Here is a 20,591-nt window from a genome sequence, read left to right as displayed (position 1 = left end):
ATGTAGCGTCTCTTTTCTTCATTATAATGATTGTTTTAAATTGATTTTTCCTTGTTCACCTAAAACACCGTCAGCGATATTTACAGCGTGATCGCCAATGCGTTCTAAGTTACTTACCATATCGACGAAGATGATACTTGCATCACCTGAACAGCTACGCTCGTTTAGACGTAATACGTGACGTTTACGAAGAACACGTTCCATTTGGTCGATTTTGCGTTCTTTTGCAATAACAGTTTGAGCTAGTTCGGTATCGAAGTTTGTTAAAGCTTCAACTGAGTCTTGCAGTGTTGAAATCGTTAATTCCAGCATTTCGTTTAATTCACCTAATGCTTCGTCTGATAGTGAAACACGATTTGAAATTTGGAAATCTACAAGTTCTACAAGGTTTTCTACATGATCACCAACACGTTCAATATCTCCAACAACACCTGCTAAAACGGAATGTTTTTCAGAATCCGTAGGTGAAAGCGGCTTTTCAGATAGTAGAACTAAATACTCGGTAATTTTTTTATCTAAATTGTTAATAGCTCCTTCTAATTGAGTAGCCATGTCAGCGTGTTTTTTGTCTTGTGTATTTAAAAATTGGTTTGCTTCTTTTAATCCATGTAATGAAAACTCAGCCATACGGATAATTTCTTTTTGAGCTTCTGTTAAAGCGATAGCTGGAGATTGCTCAATAAAGATTGGGTTTAAATGTTGCGGTTTGAAATCAATAGCAGAGTCTTCACCGCGAATAAGTTTTGTTACAATCCATGCTAATACAGCGATGAATGGGAATTGAATAACTGCATTTGTTACGTTAAATGTTCCGTGTGCAAATGCAATTGTCATTTCTGGATTTAAGTTTAATGATGTTTGGAAATATTGAATTAAGCTTGTAAATGGTACTAATAAAATCGTAAATATAATTGTACCGACGATATTAAAGATAACGTGAACTAATGCTGCACGTCTTGCGGCAATAGAAGTACCGATTGCTGCTAATACAGCTGTAATTGTTGTACCGATGTTATCACCGAATAATACAGGAAGGGCAGCTTGTAAATCGATTGCACCTTGACCGAATAATTCTTGCAAAATACCGATTGTTGCGCTTGAGCTTTGTACAATTAAAGTGAAGACTGTACCGACAACAACTCCTAAAATTGGGTTATCACTCATACTAACCGTTAATTCTTGGAATGATTCTAAAGAGCGAAGAGGTTTCATACCTGCGCTCATTAATTCCAAACCGAAGAATAACATACCAAAGCCGAATATAACTTGACCTAAAGAATGTACTTTTTTATTTTTAAAGAAGAATAATAAGATAGCTCCAACTGCCATAATTGGGAGAGCGTATTCTCCGATTTTAATTCCGATAATAAATGCAGTAACTGTCGTACCGATGTTTGCACCCATAATAACACCGATTGCTTGTCTTAATGTCATAAATCCTGCGCTTACAAGTCCGACTGTTAAAGCGGTTGTTCCTGAGCTTGATTGGATTAATACCGTAACTAACATACCTGCTAGTACACCCATGAGTGGGTTTGTTGTAAAACGATCTAGAATATCACGAAGACGATCTCCAGCTGCTTGTTGCAGTCCATCGCCCATGTATTTAATCCCGAATAAGAAAATACCTAATCCACCAATGAACTGGAAGATCATATCTTGAACATTATATTCCACGCATTCCACTCCTTAAATTTCATGTACGATGTAATTATTAACTGAACCTTGAGTCACTGTAAACGGTTTGCTAGTAAAATTTACACTAAATTTACAAAGGGTAGAAAAGTTTACAATACCTTAAAGAAATAGCTGTATTTTATTGGTTTTCATCTTGTATAAATCTTAATTTTGTAAAGAAATCATACTTTTTAGAATAGTATTGTTCAGTTGAATATCAAGGAAAGCGTCTGCGAGTTCATCGTATATTTTTTGATGAAAGTTAAAAAAATATGTAGGAAAATGCATGTAGTTTTATAACAGCAAAACGAGAGAAAACAATTTTTTTAACACGATAAAAAAGCCACTGAATTATCCAGCAGCTTTTTCCGTGTTTTTATCGCCATACTTTTGTTTTCTTATGCTTGTAATGTAAATGAAGAGAAAAGCAATAAGTAATAGAGAGGAGTAACGATATACAGTTGCATAGTTTGTAAAATGAGCAATAAATCCAAATATAATCGCTCCAGCGCCGATTCCAAGGTCAAATGCGGAGAAGAATGTAGCTGTTGCTACGCCGCGTCGATGCGGTGCTACGCGGTCAATCATCCATGCTTGTAGTGCAGGTTGGATCGCTCCAAAACCACTTCCGTAACATGCTGCAGCAATAATTAAGCTCGGAATTGTCGTCGTATACGACAATAAAATAATGCCTGTAAACGTTATAATAACTCCCGGAATGATGACGAATGTATGGCCTTTCGCATCATATAGCCTTCCAGAGAATGGACGAGTTACAGCAATTGCTAGTGCATTACATAAAAAGAAGAGGCTAATATCAGCTATGCCGACTTCTGTAGCAAATAGTGTGATAAAACTTCCAATTCCTCCGTACATTAATGTAATACATAATATTAATAATGAAGGAAGTAAAGCTTTACGCTCAATAAATCCATCGAGAAAAGTACTAGATGATTGTTGTGGCGGCTGTTTCGTTTTTTGGATTTGAAGTAGTTTCGTTAATATTAATGAAACAATTGTGCACGATAGTGCACATAAAAAAAGAATTGTGAAGTTATATGTTTGCATGAGCCATAGTCCGATAAGTGGACCGAGGGCCATTGCAATTGTTCCAGAAAGGCCAAAATATCCCATGCCTTCTCCGCGGCGAGCTGAGGGAATTAAATCAGAAACGACAGTTCCATATGTAGTCGTTGTAATACCGAAACCAGCTCCGTGTAAAATACGAACAGCAAGCAAGAGAAAGATTGTTGAGGCGAAAAGGTAACTGCCCATAGCGAGTAAACAAATAGCAGTACCGATCATTAAAATGATTTTTTTATTAAATTTTTGCAAGGCGTTCCCAGTTAGCGGTCTAACAAAAAGTGCCGCAACGGTAAACATGCCGACAACAAATCCGATATTGGAACTTGTGCCACCAATTTCTTTCACATAAACAGGTAAGGTTGGAATTAACATTTGAAACCCTAAAAACATACATAAGTTTGCAAAAATTAAAGCAACAAACTCTTTTGTCCATAACGGCTCTCGTTTTACGAGTATTGCTTCTCCCATATATTCATCCCCTATATAAAATTTTTCCGCTATTAACGGGCAGTAAAACTCCCACCTCAAAATCGGACTGGAGCAAAGAAGTTAGGTGGGAGATCAACTGCCCGTAAAAGCCCGATTGGTTCAACTAATAATCAGTGGGGGATGAACACCCCCCTCACTGATTAAAGTTTCACTTTATCTCTTTTCTTTCGAGTATATGTATTGGCCAATGAAACAGTCAAGGAAGGTGTCTTGAAAACGGATAACAATTTTTAAGATGAAAAACTGACAAATTTGTGTAAAAGCTACACAACTAAGAAAAAAAGATGTAAAGTATAGATGTATAGACTTGTAGGTGTTAAGAATGATAGAAATTATTTTTTCTTTAAAGAAAGCGGATTCAAAAGAGTAGTGAACAAGAAGGGGATATATACTTTTTCACTACATATATTTGAAAAGGTTTACAATATGATGAAGAAAGAGGCGTGTACATATGAGACGATTAGGTATTTCTATTTATCCAGAACATTCAACAGTAGAGAAAGATAAGGAGTATTTAACATTAGCAAGTAAATATGGATTTACACGTGTGTTCACATGTTTATTATCTGTGGATGGAGAAAAAGAGAAAATTATAGAAGAATTTAAAGAAACGATCTCTCATGCGAATGCATTAGGGTTCCAAGTATTAGTTGATATTAGTCCATCTGTTTTTGAACAATTAGGTATTTCGTATAATGATTTATCATTCTTCCATGAATTAGGTGCGTACGGTATTCGTTTAGATGTCGGTTTCTCAGGATTAGAAGAATCAATTATGACTTATAATCCGTATGGTTTGAAAATTGAGATTAATATGAGTAATGGTACGAAGTATGTAGATAACATTATGAGTCATAGACCAAATCGTGAAAATTTAATTGGTTGTCATAATTTTTATCCGCATCGTTATTCAGGGTTATCATACGATCATTTCATTAAATGCTCGAAACAATTTAAAGATTACGGTATGAGAACGGCTGCTTTTATTTCATCATTTGATGCAACATACGGACCTTGGCCAGTAACAGAAGGGTTATGTACATTAGAGCAGCATCGTGAATTACCGATGACAACACAGGCGAAGCATTTATTCGCGACGGAATTAATTGATGATGTTATTATTGCAAACGCATATGCGTCAGAAGAAGAATTACAAGCACTAGGTGCATTAAATAAAGAAAAACAAGCATTTGATATAGAACTATATGATACAACGACAGAACTAGAAAGAATTATCGTATTAGACGAACCACATTTTTATCGAGGAGATGTATCTGAATATATGATTCGTTCTACACAAAGTCGTGTGAAATATAAAAAAGAAGAGTTTAAACCTCATAATACGCGCGAAATTAAGCGTGGAGATTTATTAATTGACAATGAGCAATATGGCCAGTATAAAGGTGAATTACAAATTGCATTAAAAGATATGGTGAATACAGGAAAAACAAATGTAGTTGGTCGAATTGTAGAAGAAGAGATTTTCTTACTAGACTATTTACAAGCATGGGATAAATTCGGATTCACATTAAAGAAATAGAGAGAATATAAAGGGGAAAAACTACTGATTTCAGCAGCGTTTCCCCCTTTATATATAAAGAGCGAGAGGAAGAGCTATGACAAAGGTGCATCAGCGATTAATTTCTATTTTAGAGGAATTTTTAGAAGAGAAATCGATGTTAAATCGAGCTTTTTTAGCGGGCCGTTTACATGTATCAACGAAGACGATTCAAAAGGATATAAAATTATTAAATGATATATTGGAAGAAAACGGAGCGAAAATCGAATCGCAAAGAGGGAATGGGTACGAATTAGAAATTATACAAAAGAAGAAATTTGAAGACTTTTGTGTGAGTCTATTTCAAAAACAGACGGAAAAGATCCCAACTTCTTATGAAGAAAGAATAGCGTACATTCTGCAGCGTGTTTTAACGGCAGAGGGATATGTGAAGCTTTCAGAATTAGCGGAAGAGATTTATGTGAGCAAATCAACGGTTAATTTAATTATGAAAGATGTTACAGATATATGTGGTCGCTATAAATTACAAATTGAGAAGAGACCGTATTATGGTATACGTATTGTTGGAGAGGAATTTAATATTCGTTCTTGTTTATCACAATATGGTTTACCGCGTTATGACCATACTCCGTTTCATGAGCAATTTGAGCAGACGGAGACATATTTATCGCTACCTTATATATCACACATCCGTTCAATTATATTAAAGTATATTGAAGGTGGAACAATATATTTATCTGATATAGAAATTGATAATTTAGTCATTCATATTGCAATCGCATTAAAGCGTTGTCAAAGTCAACATTATATGAAAGAACTGCATACGGAGCAATCAGAACTTATAATAAAGAAAGAATATACAATTGCGAAGCAGATTTTAGGAGATTTAGAGAAAGAGTTGAAATTTTCATTTCCAGAAGAAGAAGTATTATATGTGACGATGCATTTATTAAGTACTGCTGTTACAACGAGAGATCGCTATGAAAATGTAGAAGAGCTATTAGGAAAAGATATATATGCATTTATGCAACATATTCTTTTTAAAGTAGCGGAAGAACGGAATCTTATTTTTTATTATGATGAAGAATTATTATTTGGATTTGGTATTCATTTAAAAACGTTATTAAATCGTTTGAAGTATAAGTTAAATACGAGGAATCCTCTTTTGGCAGAAGTGAAAAAGAATTATCCGTATGCTTTTGAAGTTGCGGTTCTTGTTGGAGATATCATTGGTGAATATATGGGTGAATCGATTCCTGAAAGTGAAATTGGTTATATTGCAATTCACTTCGGCGGAGCGATGAGCCGTTTGCAGGAGCAGAATCAAAAGAAAAGATGCTTATTAGTTTGTGCGACTGGTCAAGGAAGTGCACAACTATTAAAATATAAAATTTTATCACAGTTCCGAGATAAATTAGAGATTGTAGGTATTACAGGCTATTATCAATTGAAAGTAGAAGATCTTTATAAAGAAAAAATAGATTGTATTATTAGTACGATTCATATACCGAGTGGCTTGCCTGTTCCAGTTATAAAAGTGAATTCAATATTTGATGATAAAGAGATTAAATCGATTGGTCAGCGGTTGTTTACGCATGTGAATAATAGTGTGCAGCCTTATATTAAGGAAGATTTAATTTTTTTAAATCATAGTGCTTCTACGAAAGAGGATGTTATTCAGTTTTTATGTGAGAAAGCTGCTGAGAAACATTATGTACAAGAAAACTTTTATGCTTCTGTTATGGAAAGAGAAAATACGTCTCCGACAGCGGTTGGGAATTCAGTTGCAATCCCGCATCCGATGCAGTTATTAAGTGAGGAAACTTTTTTGATGTTTTGCACACTTGAAAAGGCTGTTGATTGGGGAGATAAAAAAGTACAAGTAATTATTTTATTTAGTGTAAAGCGCAGTAATAATGAAGATTTGCAAAGGCTTTATGATTTTTTATATGATATTATGTCTAGTCAAACTACGATAGAGAAACTTACTCAGACCGAGGTAATTGAAGATTTTCAAGAGATTTTATTATCATTTTGAAAAAGTATATAAAAACTTCCGTTACATAACGGAAGTTTTTTATGTTTAATTGTATGCGTTTTCATAATAATATAAAAATATAGAAAACATATAGCTTGGGGGAATTTAAAATGGCTGATATGCAAACTCCATTTGCATTAATTTTACATGGTGGCAATGCGAGAAGTGCAGCGCTTGAAGCAATCGCTTTTGCAAGACAAGGAGATTTTGAGAATGCGGGTGAAAAGATGAAACTTGCTAGTGAGGAAATTTCAGCAGCACATCGTATTCAAACGGATTTAATTCAAGAAGAGGCAAGAGGAAATCATGCAGAAATCAGTTTACTGTTAGTGCACGCACAAGACCATTTAATGAATGCAATTACAGTGAAAGAACTAGCTGAAGAATTTATTACTCTTCATAAACGAGTAGAAGAGAAAGTGACAGTATAAGATGTATATTTTATTATGTTGTGCAGCAGGCATGTCAACGAGTATGGTCGTAAGAAAAATGCAAGAAGAGGCAAAGAAACAGGGGAAGAATTATAAAATTAAGGCGGTTGATTCAGAACTTGTGAAACTTGAAATAAAAGAAGCCGATGTCGTTTTAATCGGTCCACAAGTGAAATATTTATTTCCAGCTGTAGAGTTTCTTGCAAACTCATACAACATACCAGTTGCAATTATAGACCAACGAGATTATGGCATGTGTGATGGTTTGAAAGTGCTTAGGCAAGCAGAACAATTAGTTTTAGCATAATTATATCTTTTTAAATATAAACATTATAATGTTATAAAGTTTATTTCATTCTTTTATAGTAGAGAGAAAGAGGAGGGCTATTGATGAATGGGTTTATGAGTTTTATGGAACAAAAGATTATGCCAACAACGCAAAAGATTGCAGGACAACGACATTTATTGGCAATTCGAAATGGGGTTATTTCTACATTACCGTTAACGATCGTCGGGTCATTTTTCGTTATCTTTTTAAATTTACCAATTGATGCATATATGGAATGGATTGCACCGTTTCGCCATATTTTAGATATTCCATTCCGATTTACAGTAGGACTAATGGCCTTATACGCAGCGTTTGGAGTAGGGGCTTCGCTCGCGAACTTTTATCAGCTCAATCAATTAAGTGCAGGGCTACTATCTGTACTCGCCTTTTTACTAGCATCAGTTGAACCAATTCAAATTACGAAAGCTGTACCAGGTGTTATTGATGCAGGTCGATATATTTCAGTAGGAACATTAAGTGCAACGTCTTTATTCGGCGCAATTGTGACAGCATTAATTGCAGTGGAAATTTATCATTTTATGATTAAGCATAATATCTCAATAAAATTACCAGACAGTGTACCACCAGCAGTTTCAAATTCGTTTGCAGCATTAATTCCAACATTAGTAGTTATTCTTTTATTCTGGGGCATTCGCTACGGTTTGAAATTCGATGTAAATACAACAATTACATACTTAATCGCACCATTAAAATCAGTACTAGTAGGAAATAACTTATTCGGTGGTTTATTAACAGTATTCTTAATCGTGTTCTTCTGGTCATTTGGTATACATGGACCGGCAATTTTAGGACCAATCATTCGTCCGATGTGGGATTCCGCAATTCTTGAAAATATGGAAGTGTTCACGGCTACAGGAAATGCACATCAGTTACCAAACTTATTTACAGAGCAGTTCATTCAATGGTTCGTATGGATTGGCGGATCTGGCTCAACGTTAGCTTTAGTAATTATGTTTATGTTCTCTAAATCTAAGTTCCTAAAAGAGTTAGGTAGATTATCATTCGTACCAGGTTTATTCAATATTAACGAGCCAATTATTTTCGGGGCACCAATTGTAATGAACCCAATCTTAATTATTCCGTTCGTTATTACACCGTTAGTGACAACGACAGTATCATATTTCGCAGTTGTTTCAGGTATGATTCCACTCATGATGGCGAAATTGCCATTTACGATGTTAGCACCAATTGCAGCGGTGATTAGTACGGACTGGACAATTATGGCTGGTGTACTTGTACTTGTTAACTTTGTAATCTCATTCGTTATTTACTATCCATTCTTCAAAATGTATGAGAAACAACAATTAGCAGGAGAGGAGAAAACAGAATGCTCGGAGCAATTATCATCTTAATTACATTTGTGATCGGACAGTGTATTGCCCATTATTCGAAATGGGTACAAAGTAAATCCTTATTAGTGTTACTACTAGTATCAGTTTTATTTATCGGTTGTTCAATGGGTGCATATGTAATGTTAGGTCTACACTCACCGTACGTAATTATTGTACCGACAATTTTATGTGCAACATGTTTATCTGCAAAATATAGATTTACGAGCATGGCATTAATACAACGTGTGAAGGAGATGCAAAAGCATGGAGCGTAAATTAGGGATTTCACTTTATCCAGAACATTCAACGAAAGAAAAAGATATGGCTTATATTTCGTCAGCGGCACGACACGGTTTTTCAAGAATATTTACTTGTTTGTTATCTGTGAATCGTCCGAAAGAAGAAATTATAGCTGAATTTAAAGAGATTATTAATCATGCGAAAGATAACAATATGGAAGTTATTTTAGATGTAGCTCCAGCTGTGTTTGATCAGCTTGGTATTAGTTATAGTGATCTATCATTTTTCGCAGAGTTAGGTGCAGATGGTATTCGATTAGATGTAGGCTTTGACGGATTGACGGAAGCGAAAATGACGAATAATCCGTACGGTTTAAAAATCGAGTTAAATGTAAGTAACGATATTGCGTACTTAGAAAATATTCTTTCGCATCAAGCGAATAAATCAGCTTTAATTGGTTGCCATAATTTTTATCCGCAAAAATTCACTGGTCTTCCGTACGATTATTTCATTCGCTGTAGTGAACGCTTTAAAAAGCATGGTATTCGCAGTGCAGCCTTTATTACATCACATGCCGCAAACATCGGTCCATGGGATATTAACGACGGATTATGTACGTTAGAAGAGCATCGTAATTTACCAATTGAAGTACAAGCGAAGCATTTATGGGCAACAGGGCTAATTGATGATGTCATTATCGGAAATGCTTATGCAAGTGAAGAGGAGTTAGAAAAACTAGGAAATTTAAATCGCTACATGTTACAGCTAAAAGTGCACTTTGTAGACGAAGCGACTGAAGTAGAGAAGAGAGCTACGCTGCAAGAATTACATGTAAGACGCGGCGACATAACAGAGTATATGATACGTTCTACAGAAGTGCGTAAAAAATATAAAGACTATGACTTCCCAGTGCGCGAAAGTGTGCTACAGGAAAGAGGGCAAGTTGTAATTGGTAATAACTCATTCGGAAAGTATAAAGGTGAACTGCAAATCATTTTAAAAGAAATGCCGATAGATGAACGGAAAAATATCGTCGGTACAATTGCGGAAGAGGAGTTATTCTTACTAAATTATGTAGGAGCTTGGACGCAGTTTACTTGTGTGGAATAGAGAAGAGAAGGAGAGGATGCTATGACATCCTCTTTTTTCTGTTGAAATAGTAATCTCTCGTATATAGAATGCAAAGAGATAGATTTAATTTAGACGGGAGAGAAGGAGATGGAAGGGTATATAGATGATTTATTAAGGCGGATAGCTGATGAAGAGACAGATATATGGCATCGTGCGTATGATGAAGCAAAAGCGTTAAATGACTTATTAATTTTTCCTTATTTACAGGGGAAGTTAAGCAAAGCAAAAAAGGTATCTATGAAGAAAGATATTTATTATTTAATGACGAAACTTGCTATTAATACGAAAGAAATTTGTATTGCAGATTATCTTATAGATTGTTTGGAATATGAAGACAGTCCGACTTTGTTAAGTGAATTGCTTAGTAATATTTATACATTACCAGTAGTAAGTAGTACAAATAAAATTATTCCTTATATTTATCATAAAAACGATAGTGTTCGTTATTGGGCAGTTGCTTCCTTAAAGTTATATAAATCGTTAGAAGCGGAAAGTGCGTTGCTAAAGTTGCTGGATACTGAAGAAAATAAAGATGAGATTACACATATTTGTTATACATTGCTTGAGATTGGAACGAAGCAATCGATTCTGCCGTTAACAAAGCTTTTATATAGTAATAGTGTCTATGTTCGCTCAACCGTTATTGAGGTTTTAGCAAAAATAGGGGGATCGGACTTACAAATAGTTTATATTGAAGCTTTACATGATAGAAATGTGATGGTGAAATATGAAGCTGTTCGAGCTATTTATACGTATGGCGACGAAATGGCAATGAGAGCAATTTGCGAACGTGTGAATAAAATTGTTGCTAGAAGACGTAAAAATGAAGTAGAGCCTACGGATGAAGCAGAGATTATCATTGCTCTTCGTTTCTTACATAAGTTTGCTAATCATGAAGAAGTTTTAAAGATATTTGATAAAGTGTACAAAAAACGTGGAAACTTGTTTATGTCGGAGAGGGAGTGGCTTCGAGATAATATTACTTACTTTCAAGAGAAAGAAAGCATGTAAGAATCATAAAAAAGAGCCAGCCTCAACGATGAGACTGACTCTTTTTTATAACTAGTTTAATACTTTAACTGTAACTGTTTTACGTCCCCAGCTACTTGATGTGCCTTTATCTGGCATTAAAACGTCGATTTTATTACCTTTAATAGCCCCACCAGTATCACCAGCGATTGCTACTCCGTAACCTTCAACCCATACTTTTGAACCTAATGGAATGACACTTGGATCAACTGCAATTAGTTTCATGTTTGGATTAGCTGTTAAGTTATGACCCATAGCTGATTTTACTTGGTCGCCTGCTTTATAACCATTTTCAAGTGGATCTGCTGTGTAAGCTGTTGCTACAACACGTAACTCACGAGAAGATGATGGTGTACTTGTTTCAGTTTCTTTTGCAGCAGGTTGTTGTGTAGCTGGTTTTTGAGCTTTAGCCGCTTCACGAGCTTTAGCTGCTTCTTGAGCCTTAGCCGCTTCACGAGCTTCAGCTGCTTCTTGAGCCTTAGCTGCTTCACGAGCTTCAGCTGCTTCTTGAGCTTTAGCCGCTGCTTGAGCTTCAGCATCTGCTTGAGCTTTAGCTGCTTCACGAGCTTTAGCCGCCTCTTGAGCTTTAGCTTCTGCTTGAGCTTCAGCATCTGCCTGAGCTTTAGCTGCTTCTTGAGCCTTAGCTGCTTCACGAGCTTTAGCCGCTTCTTGAGCCTTAACTTCTGCTTGAGCTTCAGCTGCTTCGCGAGCTTTAGTTGCTTCCGCGGCCTTAGCTTTTGCTTGAGTTTCAGCTACTTCTTGAGTTTCAGCTACTTCTTGAGCTTTAACTGCTTCACGAACTTTAGCTGTATCTTGAACTGTAGTTGTTTTTTCAACTTTAACTACTGGCTGAACTTTAATTGGAGCTTTACCTGTTAAGTAAGGAACATGAACATAAGCTGTTTTTCCGTTATATTCAAATTGAATCCAATCATTTTGTACTTGGTGTGTTGTTTCGATTATATCATCTTTTTTCAACTTACCAAGAATCTCTGAATCTGTGTTTGCACCAGCACGTACGTTTAATACGTTTGCTGTTACGTAGTAAGTGTCTTTTGTATAGTCAGCGCTTATGAAAGCTTCTTTACCGCTATTCAATTGAACTTTTGACCAACCATTTTCTGTATGTAAAACATTTACTTTATATCCATCTAATAATTTTCCTACAACTTTTGATTCAGTAGTTGGGTTTTCTCGTACGTTTAGTACGTCAGTCGTTACGATTGTTTCTGCTTTAGCAGATGTTGTGAAAATCCCAAGACCAAAAACCGCTGCTGTTGCTATACCCATAAATTTTTTCATAATAGCCTCCATTGCATTTGTTTTCGTTGTCCTCATTATAGCAACCATTATTTTCTTATTTGTGAAAAACATATAATTACAAAGCTTTCGTAACGGAGCATTAATATTCTGTAACAATTCCATAAATATCCTGATAGCGCTTCCTTGTTGTTTTTTGGCGTATCAGGGCATATAAAACACAAAATGAGTAGCATTTCAATTACTGTAATATTAATAATATTACAGTAATGTTTCTCTTGAATGTCTATAGTGTTACAAGAATGATGTATTTTACTGTTTGAATGAAAAATTAGTTATGAAATGATAATGTTTTTAGGTGTGAAAACATATAAACGAGGTGAAATTTAATAAAATATCGATATAATTGTTACAAAATCAGTCGATGTATGGAAAAAATTACGCCTTGATTTTCGTCTGTTACATAGTATTTTTGCAATAATAGGATTAGATAATAGCCTTAGTACCTATAAATAATGAAGAGTAATAGAATGATAGTTGTAACGTGAAACTTATATAATAGAAGAAACTCGATTTAATAGGTAAATAAAAAACGCAGGAGTGTAAACTCCTACGTTTTTGTTTATTCATATCGTAAACATTCAATTGGATCAAGTTTTGCAGCTTTGTTAGCTGGTAGTAGTCCGAATGCAATACCGATCAGCATTGAAATACCTACTGCAAGAAGTCCAAGTTCTTTTGAGACAACGAGTGGCCATCCAGCAAAGATTGAGACGATCCAAGCGAAGAAAATACCGAGCATGAATCCGATGAAACCACCAAGTCCTGTTAAAATACAAGATTCGATTAAGAATTGTGTTAATACTTTACCACGTGTTGCACCAAGAGCTTTACGAATACCAATCTCACGTGTACGTTCTGTTACAGATACGAGCATGATGTTCATTACACCGATACCACCAACAAGTAAGGAGATAGCAGCAATACCACCGAATACCATTTTCATCATACCGATTGATTCGTCTAGTTGTTTCGTAAATTCACCTAAGTCTTGTGCTTCGAATTTGTGCTCAAATTTAGGAGCTTTCAGTTCGTTTAAGACAGAAACGGCTTGTTTTTCTACACTTTTACGTTCTGTCGGAGAGGTCATTGTTAATCTTACGGAGTCATACTCATTTACTCCTGAAATTACAGGTGCATTTTCAAGTGATGTATAACCTTCAGGCATAGGCATTCCAAAGTCGTTTTTCGTTTCGTATACACCGACTATTTTATAAGGCTTTCCTTTTATATCTGTGTATTGGTTTGATTCCCAACCACTAAATAATTTGTTGAAAGCTTCTTCATTTAATATAACAGCAGGGATTGCTTGGTTTAGTTCACTGTCATTTAATTCACGACCGTGAACTAATTTTATTTTCGAATCTTTCATAAAGGCGCCTGTTCCACCTTTTAAATCAAGATTTACATCTTTTGAACCAGCAGATGCTTTTACTTTCATACTTACGTCTGGATATACATCTTTAACGCCTGGTACAGTTTGCAGACGGTTTAGCATATCAGGTGTGATTTTGGCACTATCTGTTCCGTAATCAGGATTGTTGTAGTAAATCGTTACTTCGTTATCTTTTCCTTGGCCTAATTCTTTTTTAAACTTTGCGTTTGTACCATCACCCATTGAAATGATAGTAATAATGGCACTAATACCGATAATAATACCTAGCATCGTTAAGATGGAACGCATTTTATGAGCAAAGATAGAGGAAAGGGCCATGCGTATATTTTCACTCGTATTCAAAATTAACCTCTCCAATCTTGGACGACATTTCCGTCACGAATTACAATTTGACGTGCTGCAGCTTCCCCGATTTCACGGTCATGGGTAATCATAATGATTGTTGAGCCTTGTTTATTTAATTCGTAAAAGAGGTCCATAATTTGTGTACTTGTTTTCGTATCAAGTGCTCCCGTCGGTTCATCGGCTAAAATGAATTTTGGGTTATTTACGATTGCGCGGGCAACGGCGACACGTTGCTTTTGACCACCGGATAATTCGTTTGGTAAGTGAGTAGCGCGATCAGCTAAACCGACTTTTGTTAAAGCGGCTAATGAGCGTTCGCGTCTTTCTTTTTTATCAACTCCAGCGTAAATAAGAGGTAGCTCTACATTTTGAAGTGCTGTAAGTCTCGGTAATAACATGAAGTTTTGGAATACGAATCCGATTTCTTTATTACGAACATGTGCAAGTTCTGTTTCAGACATGTTTGAAATGTTTTGTCCAGCTAGTTCGTACGTACCCGTCGTCGGTTTATCTAAGCAACCAATAATGTTCATTAATGTTGATTTACCAGAACCAGAAGGTCCCATAATAGAAGTGAATTCTCCTTGATTCAGTGTTACGTCAATTCCGTGTAATATTTGAACGGATTCTGCACCATTTTGGAAGGATTTCGTGATGCCTTTTAAGTTAATCACTGGGCGACAACCTCCATACCATCTTTTAAGTCTTTTTCAGGTTTAGAGATAACTTCCTCTCCTTTTTTCACTCCAGAAACTTTTGATTCGCTATCAGTCTCGAATTCAACAGTAACTGCTTGTTCTTTCGCTTTACCGTCTTTTACAACGAAGACAACATTTTTGTCACCTTTTTTCACGATACTGCTTTTCGGAACAATTGTACCAGTTGCTTCGCCAGATTTACTTGTTACGTATACGTGGAAGCCGTTTTGTAGTTCGTCACTATTATCTAATGTGACAGTGAATTGATAGTTAGAAACAGTTTTATTTTCATCCATGCTCTTTAATGGTGTAGAACCGATTTCTGTTACTTTTCCTGTCCAAGTCTTACCAGCGACAGTTTTTGAGGAAACAGTTACTTCTTGCCCAACTTTCATACTAGCAAGCTCATATTCAGAAAGTTGACCTTTTACCTTGAATTGACCAGCGTGACGAAGAGTAATTCCGCTCATACCTGTTTTTTCGTCAGCAGTTTTCACGATATCATCAATTACGCCATCAGCAGGACTTGTTACAGAAAGTGTGTTTACTTTTTCTTTTGCTGCTTTAATCATTTCATCAGCTTTTTCAACTTCAAACTTTTTCATTTCAAGTTGTGATTCTAATTGCCCAACTTCAACTTCTGATGCTTTTAATGCTTCAGAAGGAAGGCCTGCATTTTTATCTTTTTGTAATTTTTGTTTCGCTGCATCAATTTGTTTTTGAAACAACGTTACTTCTTTTTGTGCGATTTTCTTTTGCATTTCTGCTTCTGTTACACCTTGTTTAGCAGTAGGGTCATTGTATTTAAACAGAAGCTGACCTTTTTTCACTTCATCGCCTTTTTTTACAGCTAATTCATATGTTCCTTTTGTTGGATCGAATGAAATAGTTTCAATTCCGTTTGGAATAACTTCGCCACCAAATTTTTGCGCGTTTTGGATTTGTTTTTCAGTTACTTTATATCCGCTATATGCCATTGCTACTTCTGAACCGCCACCACCAGCAAATGCAAAGTATGATCCAGCTGCAATTCCAATTGCTACTACACTAGTAATTAACACTTTATTTTTCTTTTTCATCTATTTATCACCTTTTCGTTCGTTTTAGTATCTACATTAAGTATAGAAGAGGTGAAGAATCTGACAAATCGTTTTAGCTTACAATAACCTTACAGTTTTGTAAGGTATGAATATGTAAATGTAAGGTAGAGGTTGTCCTAGTATAAGCAAATGAATTGACTCGTTGTTTCTTTCTTACAATAATATTGTATGAAGGAGAGGAGGAAGGAAGATGGAAGCTTATTTTAGTGCGCATCCATTAAAATCGTTTATTCCATACTCAAGACAACACGTCCTTATATTATTTATTATGTTGGTGGGGATATTTTTTCTGTATCAATACCAAGATTTATTGCGTCAAAGTGAGTGGAATATAACGGTTCGATATGCGATTGCATTTTTATTTATAGGTAGTGAAATTGGGCTCTATATGTGGGAGTGGAAAGCGGGGATTTTTGAGCTAGCTACTTCATTACCGTTTGAGTTATGTACGATTAGTTTATTATTAGCGTCGATTATGATTGTAACGAAAAGTTACCGCATATATGAGATTGTATTTTTTACAGGAATTATTGGTGCATCACAAGCCATTTTAACGCCGAACTTGCAGTATACTTTTCCACATTTTCGTTTCATTGAATATTTCATCGCACATGTATTGCTCATTTGGGCACCGCTCTTTATGACTTGGGTAGAAGGGTATCGTCCTACATTACAATCTATTAAACGTACGATGATATTTTTAAACATATTGATTCTGATTGTTTCGTTTGTAAATTACAAAACAGGCGGTAATTATATGTTTTTAGCTCATAAGCCAGAAACTGCTTCATTACTCGATATGTTAGGGCCGCATCCTTACTATATTATTTCATTAGAAATAGCTGCGCTTATTGGATGTTACACTTTGTATATGCCGTTTGCGAAAAGAGAGAGGCATGCGCATAAAGAATCACTAGGATCATAGCCTAGTGATTTTTTATCTTTAAAATATTTATAATTCTGAAAATTAAGAATAAAATTAGGGGGTAAATTATATATAGAGAGAAGGGAAAATGTGGTCAAAAAAGTTTTTCTAAATGGAATGGAAGTGACGATTCAATTTCTTATTTCGATTTTGGGGATTATTATTTTAGGGGCTTTGCCGAAATTATTTTATGGATTTAAGGTGGATGTATCAAAGTACATACAGACTTTAAAAGAAGTGTTTGTGAACTTAATGGATATTTCCAATTTGCAATATGTGAGAGGTAAATTTTTATTTCCACAGTTGTTCGTCCATTATAAAGAAACGATTATTATTTTTTTGGCTGCTTTTTTCATTTCATTATTTGTAGCATTTTGCATTGTTTATGTAATTATGAGTAGTTCACCGCGTATACAACATCGAATTAAATCATTTCTTATCTTCCTAGAATCCATTCCAGATATTCTTCTTATTTTAGTATCACAAATCTTAGTTTTATGGTTTTTTAAACAAACAGGTTTTTTACCTTTTCAAATTGAGTCAATTGGAGGCGAGTCGATTAGAGGGTTGCCAATATTGTGTTTGAGCATCCCGACTACGATTATGTTTGTAAAAATGGTAGTGATTCGTTTTGAAAATGAACTAGAAAAAGATTATGTACTATTTGCTAAGGCGAAAGGGCTGGGGCGTTTTCATATTTTAAATCGTCATATTTTACGAAATGTGTTGCTTAGTACATTATTCTTTGCGAAAACGAATATCTTTTTTATGTTATCTAATTTATATATTATAGAATGGATTTTTAATACGGGTGGTATTTTTATGTTTTTGAAATCGTATGAGGGTATTAGAGTTGAGGTTTTCATCGTTAGTATGCTGCTTATATATATCCCGATATTTATTTTATTCAAGCTGTTTCATTATTTCATTCCAACTGCGATGAAGGAGAGATTATAATATGTGGATGTATATAAAACGCGATAAAAGATTTTGGATAAGTATTGGTTTTCTTCTCATATTAGTTCTTTTGAGCATCGGAAATACGTTATGGAATGATGGACACATTAGGCAAGTTACATTGCAATATGATGCAGATGAAAATCCACAAGTGCCACCGTTTTCACCTTCATTACAATTTTTACTCGGGACAGACCGGAAAGGATACGACCTGTTACATTTAGTCATTGAAGGTGCGAAGTGGACGATTGGTATATCTATTTTAATTGCGGCACTTAGAATGGTGATAGGTGTGTTTTTTGGTGTTGTGCTTGGAACATATGTAAAAAGAGGGTTTTCAAAAATTGAGGCTTTCTTTGATAGTTTTACAGTTATTCCAACAGTTATGATTGCGTACTTTTTTCTTCACTTTGCAAATGCATTTGGGAGTGGAGAGGAAACAACAACCTTTTTTGAAAGGGCTTCGTTTCAAGTTTTATTACTTGTAATGCTTGTGATGCCAGTTATTGCACTGTATGTTGCGAAGGAAGTCCGTAAGTTGAGAACCGAAGAATTTATTGAAGCTGCGTGCATATTAGGTGGATCGAGAAGGCATATTGTTATAAAGCATATTTTCCCGCATCTCTATATGACGTTTATACTTGTATTTTTTCAGCAGTTTACGCAAACTCTTACTATTTTACTGCACTTAGGGTTACTAGAAATATTCTTTGGCGGAACAGTTCAGTTTTTAGGACCGATAGAAGAAATAGAATCATACACACATGAATGGTCAGGCTTAATTGGAGTCTATTTTAGATCATTAACAGTGAATCCGTGGATCCCTCTCGTTCCGATTACATTTTTTGGACTTACTATTTTTTCAGGAAATATGATTGTAAAAAGTATAGAAGAGGCGATGTTGAAAGTAAGATTAGGAGGAGAGATAAAGAAGGACGTAGTAGAAGCGGAACAATCTGTTGTGCAGTCAAAAGAAGATTTATTTACTTTTAAACATACGATGTGAAGAGAAAAAGAAGCAAGCATGGATTTCATGCTTGCTTCTTTTTTTTATTTTGTAGAAACTTCACCTGCAGCTTCTGTTTGCGGAATAAAGTATCCAATTATACCACCGATTATTGCTGGAATGATCCAGCCAATTCCTAAGTTATAAAAAGGAATGGTGTGTACGATATTAGCGATAAAATCTGGTATCATTTCCACATTATCAAGTGCATGAATACAGCTAATAATAAACGCTGCGATCATCGCTCCAATGTAGACAGAAGGTTTACGTTTCGTATATTTATCGATAAATGATACGAAAACTAAAATGATCGTAATTGGGTACAAAATAATTAATACAGGTAATGTGATTTTAATTAATAAGCTTAATCCTAAGTTTGAAATAACGAAACTAAAGATACAAACGTATAGTACAAGCTTTTTGTATGAAACATTTGTTAGCACTGTTGTGAAGTAATTTGCAAATGCACTCACAACACCAATTGCCGTTGTTAAACAAGCGAAGATAATGGCGATACTTAATAAAATATTACCGCTTGTCCCAAAGAATTGATACATAACAGTAGCTAATAGCTGCCCACCGTTTTCGAATTGTCCTAAGTTTCCGTTTGAAGCTCCAATATAACCGAGTAAGAAGTAAACAATTGTTAAGAATAGAGCAGCGATACTTCCGCAAATGATTGTATATTTTGCGATAGATTTCTTCTCTTGTATACCATTTTGACGAATTGCATTTACAACAATTGTTGATAGTACGAGAGCCCCAATTGCATCTAACGTTAAAAATCCTTCAAGAAATCCTTTGAAAAACGGGATGTCTTTATAGTCACCGATAGGTTCTGCAAACGTTCCTGGTGAAAGAATCGCTTTTGTTGCCATAATTGCAATAATTACAAGTAAAATTGGCGTTAATATTTTACCGATATGATCTACTAGCTTGGATGGATTTAATGATAAGAAGTAAACGACTGTAAAGAAAATCGCACTAAAAACTAACATAGAATACCATTGATCTGGGAAAAGTGGTACAATCCCAATTTCATAAGATACAGATCCAGTTCGTGGAATAACAAATAGTGGGCCGATTGAAAGATAAATAATGATAGCGAATACTGCTGCGAATTTTGGATGAACACGGCTCGCTAAAGTGTTAAAACTACCACCAGCAAGGGCAACAGCAACGATAGCAAGTAAAGATAAACCGACGTCTGTAATAATAAACCCTGTAATGGAAACCCACATATTTTCTCCGGAAGAAAGACCAAGAAGGGGCGGGAAAATCATATTACCAGCACCGAAGAAAACTGCGAATAGTAATAAACTAATCGAAAGTATTTGCGCTGGTTTTAAAGTTGTACGCATATAAAGAAAATCCTCCTAATGAGTATTTTTTGTCGAAAATTCAAATAATTTGTCGAGTAACTGTTATTATTTTAAAGGTCTGATGATTAGAAAGCAATAGGGAATTTTGAAAATATTAAAAAATAATGCATTAAATCGAATAAATATACTATTTATATGTTTA

The 20,591-nt window shown here is 35.1% G+C and carries 18 protein-coding genes; 11 read left to right on the top strand and 7 right to left on the bottom strand.

The features are described from left to right. Positions 1-21 precede the first annotated feature (21 nt). The gene (locus N2V92_RS03470; protein WP_000456251.1) at positions 22-1,677 is read right to left on the bottom strand and encodes a Na/Pi cotransporter family protein; all 1,656 of its coding nucleotides are present in this window, start codon (positions 1,675-1,677) and stop codon (positions 22-24) included. A gap of 351 nt (positions 1,678-2,028) precedes the next feature. Beyond that, positions 2,029-3,231, bottom strand: a complete 1,203-nt coding sequence (locus N2V92_RS03465; protein ID WP_000503241.1) for an MFS transporter — start codon at positions 3,229-3,231, stop codon at positions 2,029-2,031. 472 nt (positions 3,232-3,703) lie between these two features. Between N2V92_RS03465 and N2V92_RS03460 the strand changes: the two genes are divergently transcribed. From N2V92_RS03460 to N2V92_RS03425, 8 genes are all read left to right on the top strand, one after another. After that, positions 3,704-4,792 carry a DUF871 domain-containing protein gene (locus tag N2V92_RS03460; protein ID WP_016078089.1) on the top strand — a complete coding sequence of 363 codons (1,089 nt, stop codon included), beginning with the start codon at positions 3,704-3,706 and terminating at the stop codon, positions 4,790-4,792. 76 nt (positions 4,793-4,868) lie between these two features. Further along, positions 4,869-6,809: a BglG family transcription antiterminator gene (locus N2V92_RS03455; protein ID WP_016078088.1), complete on the top strand. Its 1,941-nt coding sequence runs from the start codon at positions 4,869-4,871 to the stop codon at positions 6,807-6,809. Positions 6,810-6,919: 110 nt separating this feature from the next. Continuing rightward, positions 6,920-7,240 carry a PTS lactose/cellobiose transporter subunit IIA gene (locus tag N2V92_RS03450; RefSeq protein WP_000774623.1) on the top strand — a complete coding sequence of 107 codons (321 nt, stop codon included), beginning with the start codon at positions 6,920-6,922 and terminating at the stop codon, positions 7,238-7,240. Position 7,241: 1 nt separating this feature from the next. Then, positions 7,242-7,547 carry a PTS sugar transporter subunit IIB gene (locus tag N2V92_RS03445; protein ID WP_000275645.1) on the top strand — a complete coding sequence of 102 codons (306 nt, stop codon included), beginning with the start codon at positions 7,242-7,244 and terminating at the stop codon, positions 7,545-7,547. Between the two features lie 83 nt (positions 7,548-7,630). After that, positions 7,631-8,941: a PTS sugar transporter subunit IIC gene (locus tag N2V92_RS03440; RefSeq protein ID WP_001013060.1), complete on the top strand. Its 1,311-nt coding sequence runs from the start codon at positions 7,631-7,633 to the stop codon at positions 8,939-8,941. Continuing rightward, positions 8,917-9,195 carry a hypothetical protein gene (locus tag N2V92_RS03435; protein ID WP_000900039.1) on the top strand — a complete coding sequence of 93 codons (279 nt, stop codon included), beginning with the start codon at positions 8,917-8,919 and terminating at the stop codon, positions 9,193-9,195. The genes N2V92_RS03440 and N2V92_RS03435 overlap by 25 nt, the downstream gene beginning before the upstream one ends. Then, positions 9,185-10,270 carry a DUF871 domain-containing protein gene (locus N2V92_RS03430; protein WP_000440072.1) on the top strand — a complete coding sequence of 362 codons (1,086 nt, stop codon included), beginning with the start codon at positions 9,185-9,187 and terminating at the stop codon, positions 10,268-10,270. The genes N2V92_RS03435 and N2V92_RS03430 overlap by 11 nt, the downstream gene beginning before the upstream one ends. Before the next feature lie 108 nt (positions 10,271-10,378). Beyond that, a complete protein-coding gene (locus N2V92_RS03425) occupies positions 10,379-11,302 on the top strand; it encodes a HEAT repeat domain-containing protein (RefSeq protein WP_016078087.1) in 924 nt (307 codons plus the stop codon). Between the two features lie 51 nt (positions 11,303-11,353). Here N2V92_RS03425 and entC read toward each other — a convergent pair whose 3' ends face one another. The 4 genes from entC to N2V92_RS03405 form a co-directional block, all read right to left on the bottom strand. Further along, positions 11,354-12,745 carry a cell wall-binding protein EntC gene (gene entC / locus N2V92_RS03420; RefSeq protein ID WP_062804260.1) on the bottom strand — a complete coding sequence of 464 codons (1,392 nt, stop codon included), beginning with the start codon at positions 12,743-12,745 and terminating at the stop codon, positions 11,354-11,356. Between the two features lie 457 nt (positions 12,746-13,202). Continuing rightward, positions 13,203-14,354 (bottom strand): ABC transporter permease, encoded by a 1,152-nt coding sequence (locus N2V92_RS03415; RefSeq protein WP_003309116.1) that lies wholly within the window; start codon positions 14,352-14,354, stop codon positions 13,203-13,205. Between the two features lie 26 nt (positions 14,355-14,380). Next, on the bottom strand, positions 14,381-15,055 hold the full coding sequence (locus N2V92_RS03410) for an ABC transporter ATP-binding protein (protein ID WP_000609101.1): 675 nt from the start codon (positions 15,053-15,055) through the stop codon (positions 14,381-14,383). Further along, positions 15,052-16,158 (bottom strand): efflux RND transporter periplasmic adaptor subunit, encoded by a 1,107-nt coding sequence (locus N2V92_RS03405; RefSeq protein ID WP_000728803.1) that lies wholly within the window; start codon positions 16,156-16,158, stop codon positions 15,052-15,054. The genes N2V92_RS03410 and N2V92_RS03405 overlap by 4 nt, the downstream gene beginning before the upstream one ends. A gap of 211 nt (positions 16,159-16,369) precedes the next feature. Here N2V92_RS03405 and N2V92_RS03400 point away from each other — a divergent pair, with 211 nt between their 5' ends. From N2V92_RS03400 to N2V92_RS03390, 3 genes are all read left to right on the top strand, one after another. Next, positions 16,370-17,104 carry a YwaF family protein gene (locus tag N2V92_RS03400; RefSeq protein WP_000388716.1) on the top strand — a complete coding sequence of 245 codons (735 nt, stop codon included), beginning with the start codon at positions 16,370-16,372 and terminating at the stop codon, positions 17,102-17,104. A 90-nt stretch (positions 17,105-17,194) separates the two neighbouring features. Next, positions 17,195-18,061 carry an ABC transporter permease subunit gene (locus tag N2V92_RS03395; protein ID WP_042597190.1) on the top strand — a complete coding sequence of 289 codons (867 nt, stop codon included), beginning with the start codon at positions 17,195-17,197 and terminating at the stop codon, positions 18,059-18,061. Between the two features lies 1 nt (position 18,062). Beyond that, a complete protein-coding gene (locus N2V92_RS03390; protein ID WP_000266973.1) occupies positions 18,063-19,067 on the top strand; it encodes an ABC transporter permease in 1,005 nt (334 codons plus the stop codon). 44 nt (positions 19,068-19,111) lie between these two features. Here N2V92_RS03390 and brnQ2 read toward each other — a convergent pair whose 3' ends face one another. After that, on the bottom strand, positions 19,112-20,428 hold the full coding sequence (brnQ2, locus tag N2V92_RS03385; protein ID WP_001260941.1) for a branched-chain amino acid transport system II carrier protein BrnQ2: 1,317 nt from the start codon (positions 20,426-20,428) through the stop codon (positions 19,112-19,114). Positions 20,429-20,591 lie beyond the last annotated feature (163 nt).

The organism is Bacillus sp. CH_48 (assembly GCF_038008465.1).
Taxonomy (GTDB): Bacteria; Bacillota; Bacilli; order Bacillales; family Bacillaceae_G; genus Bacillus_A; species Bacillus_A thuringiensis_S.
The sequence above is the reverse complement of the archived record's forward strand: the minus strand, read 5'-3'. Positions and strand labels throughout refer to the sequence as shown.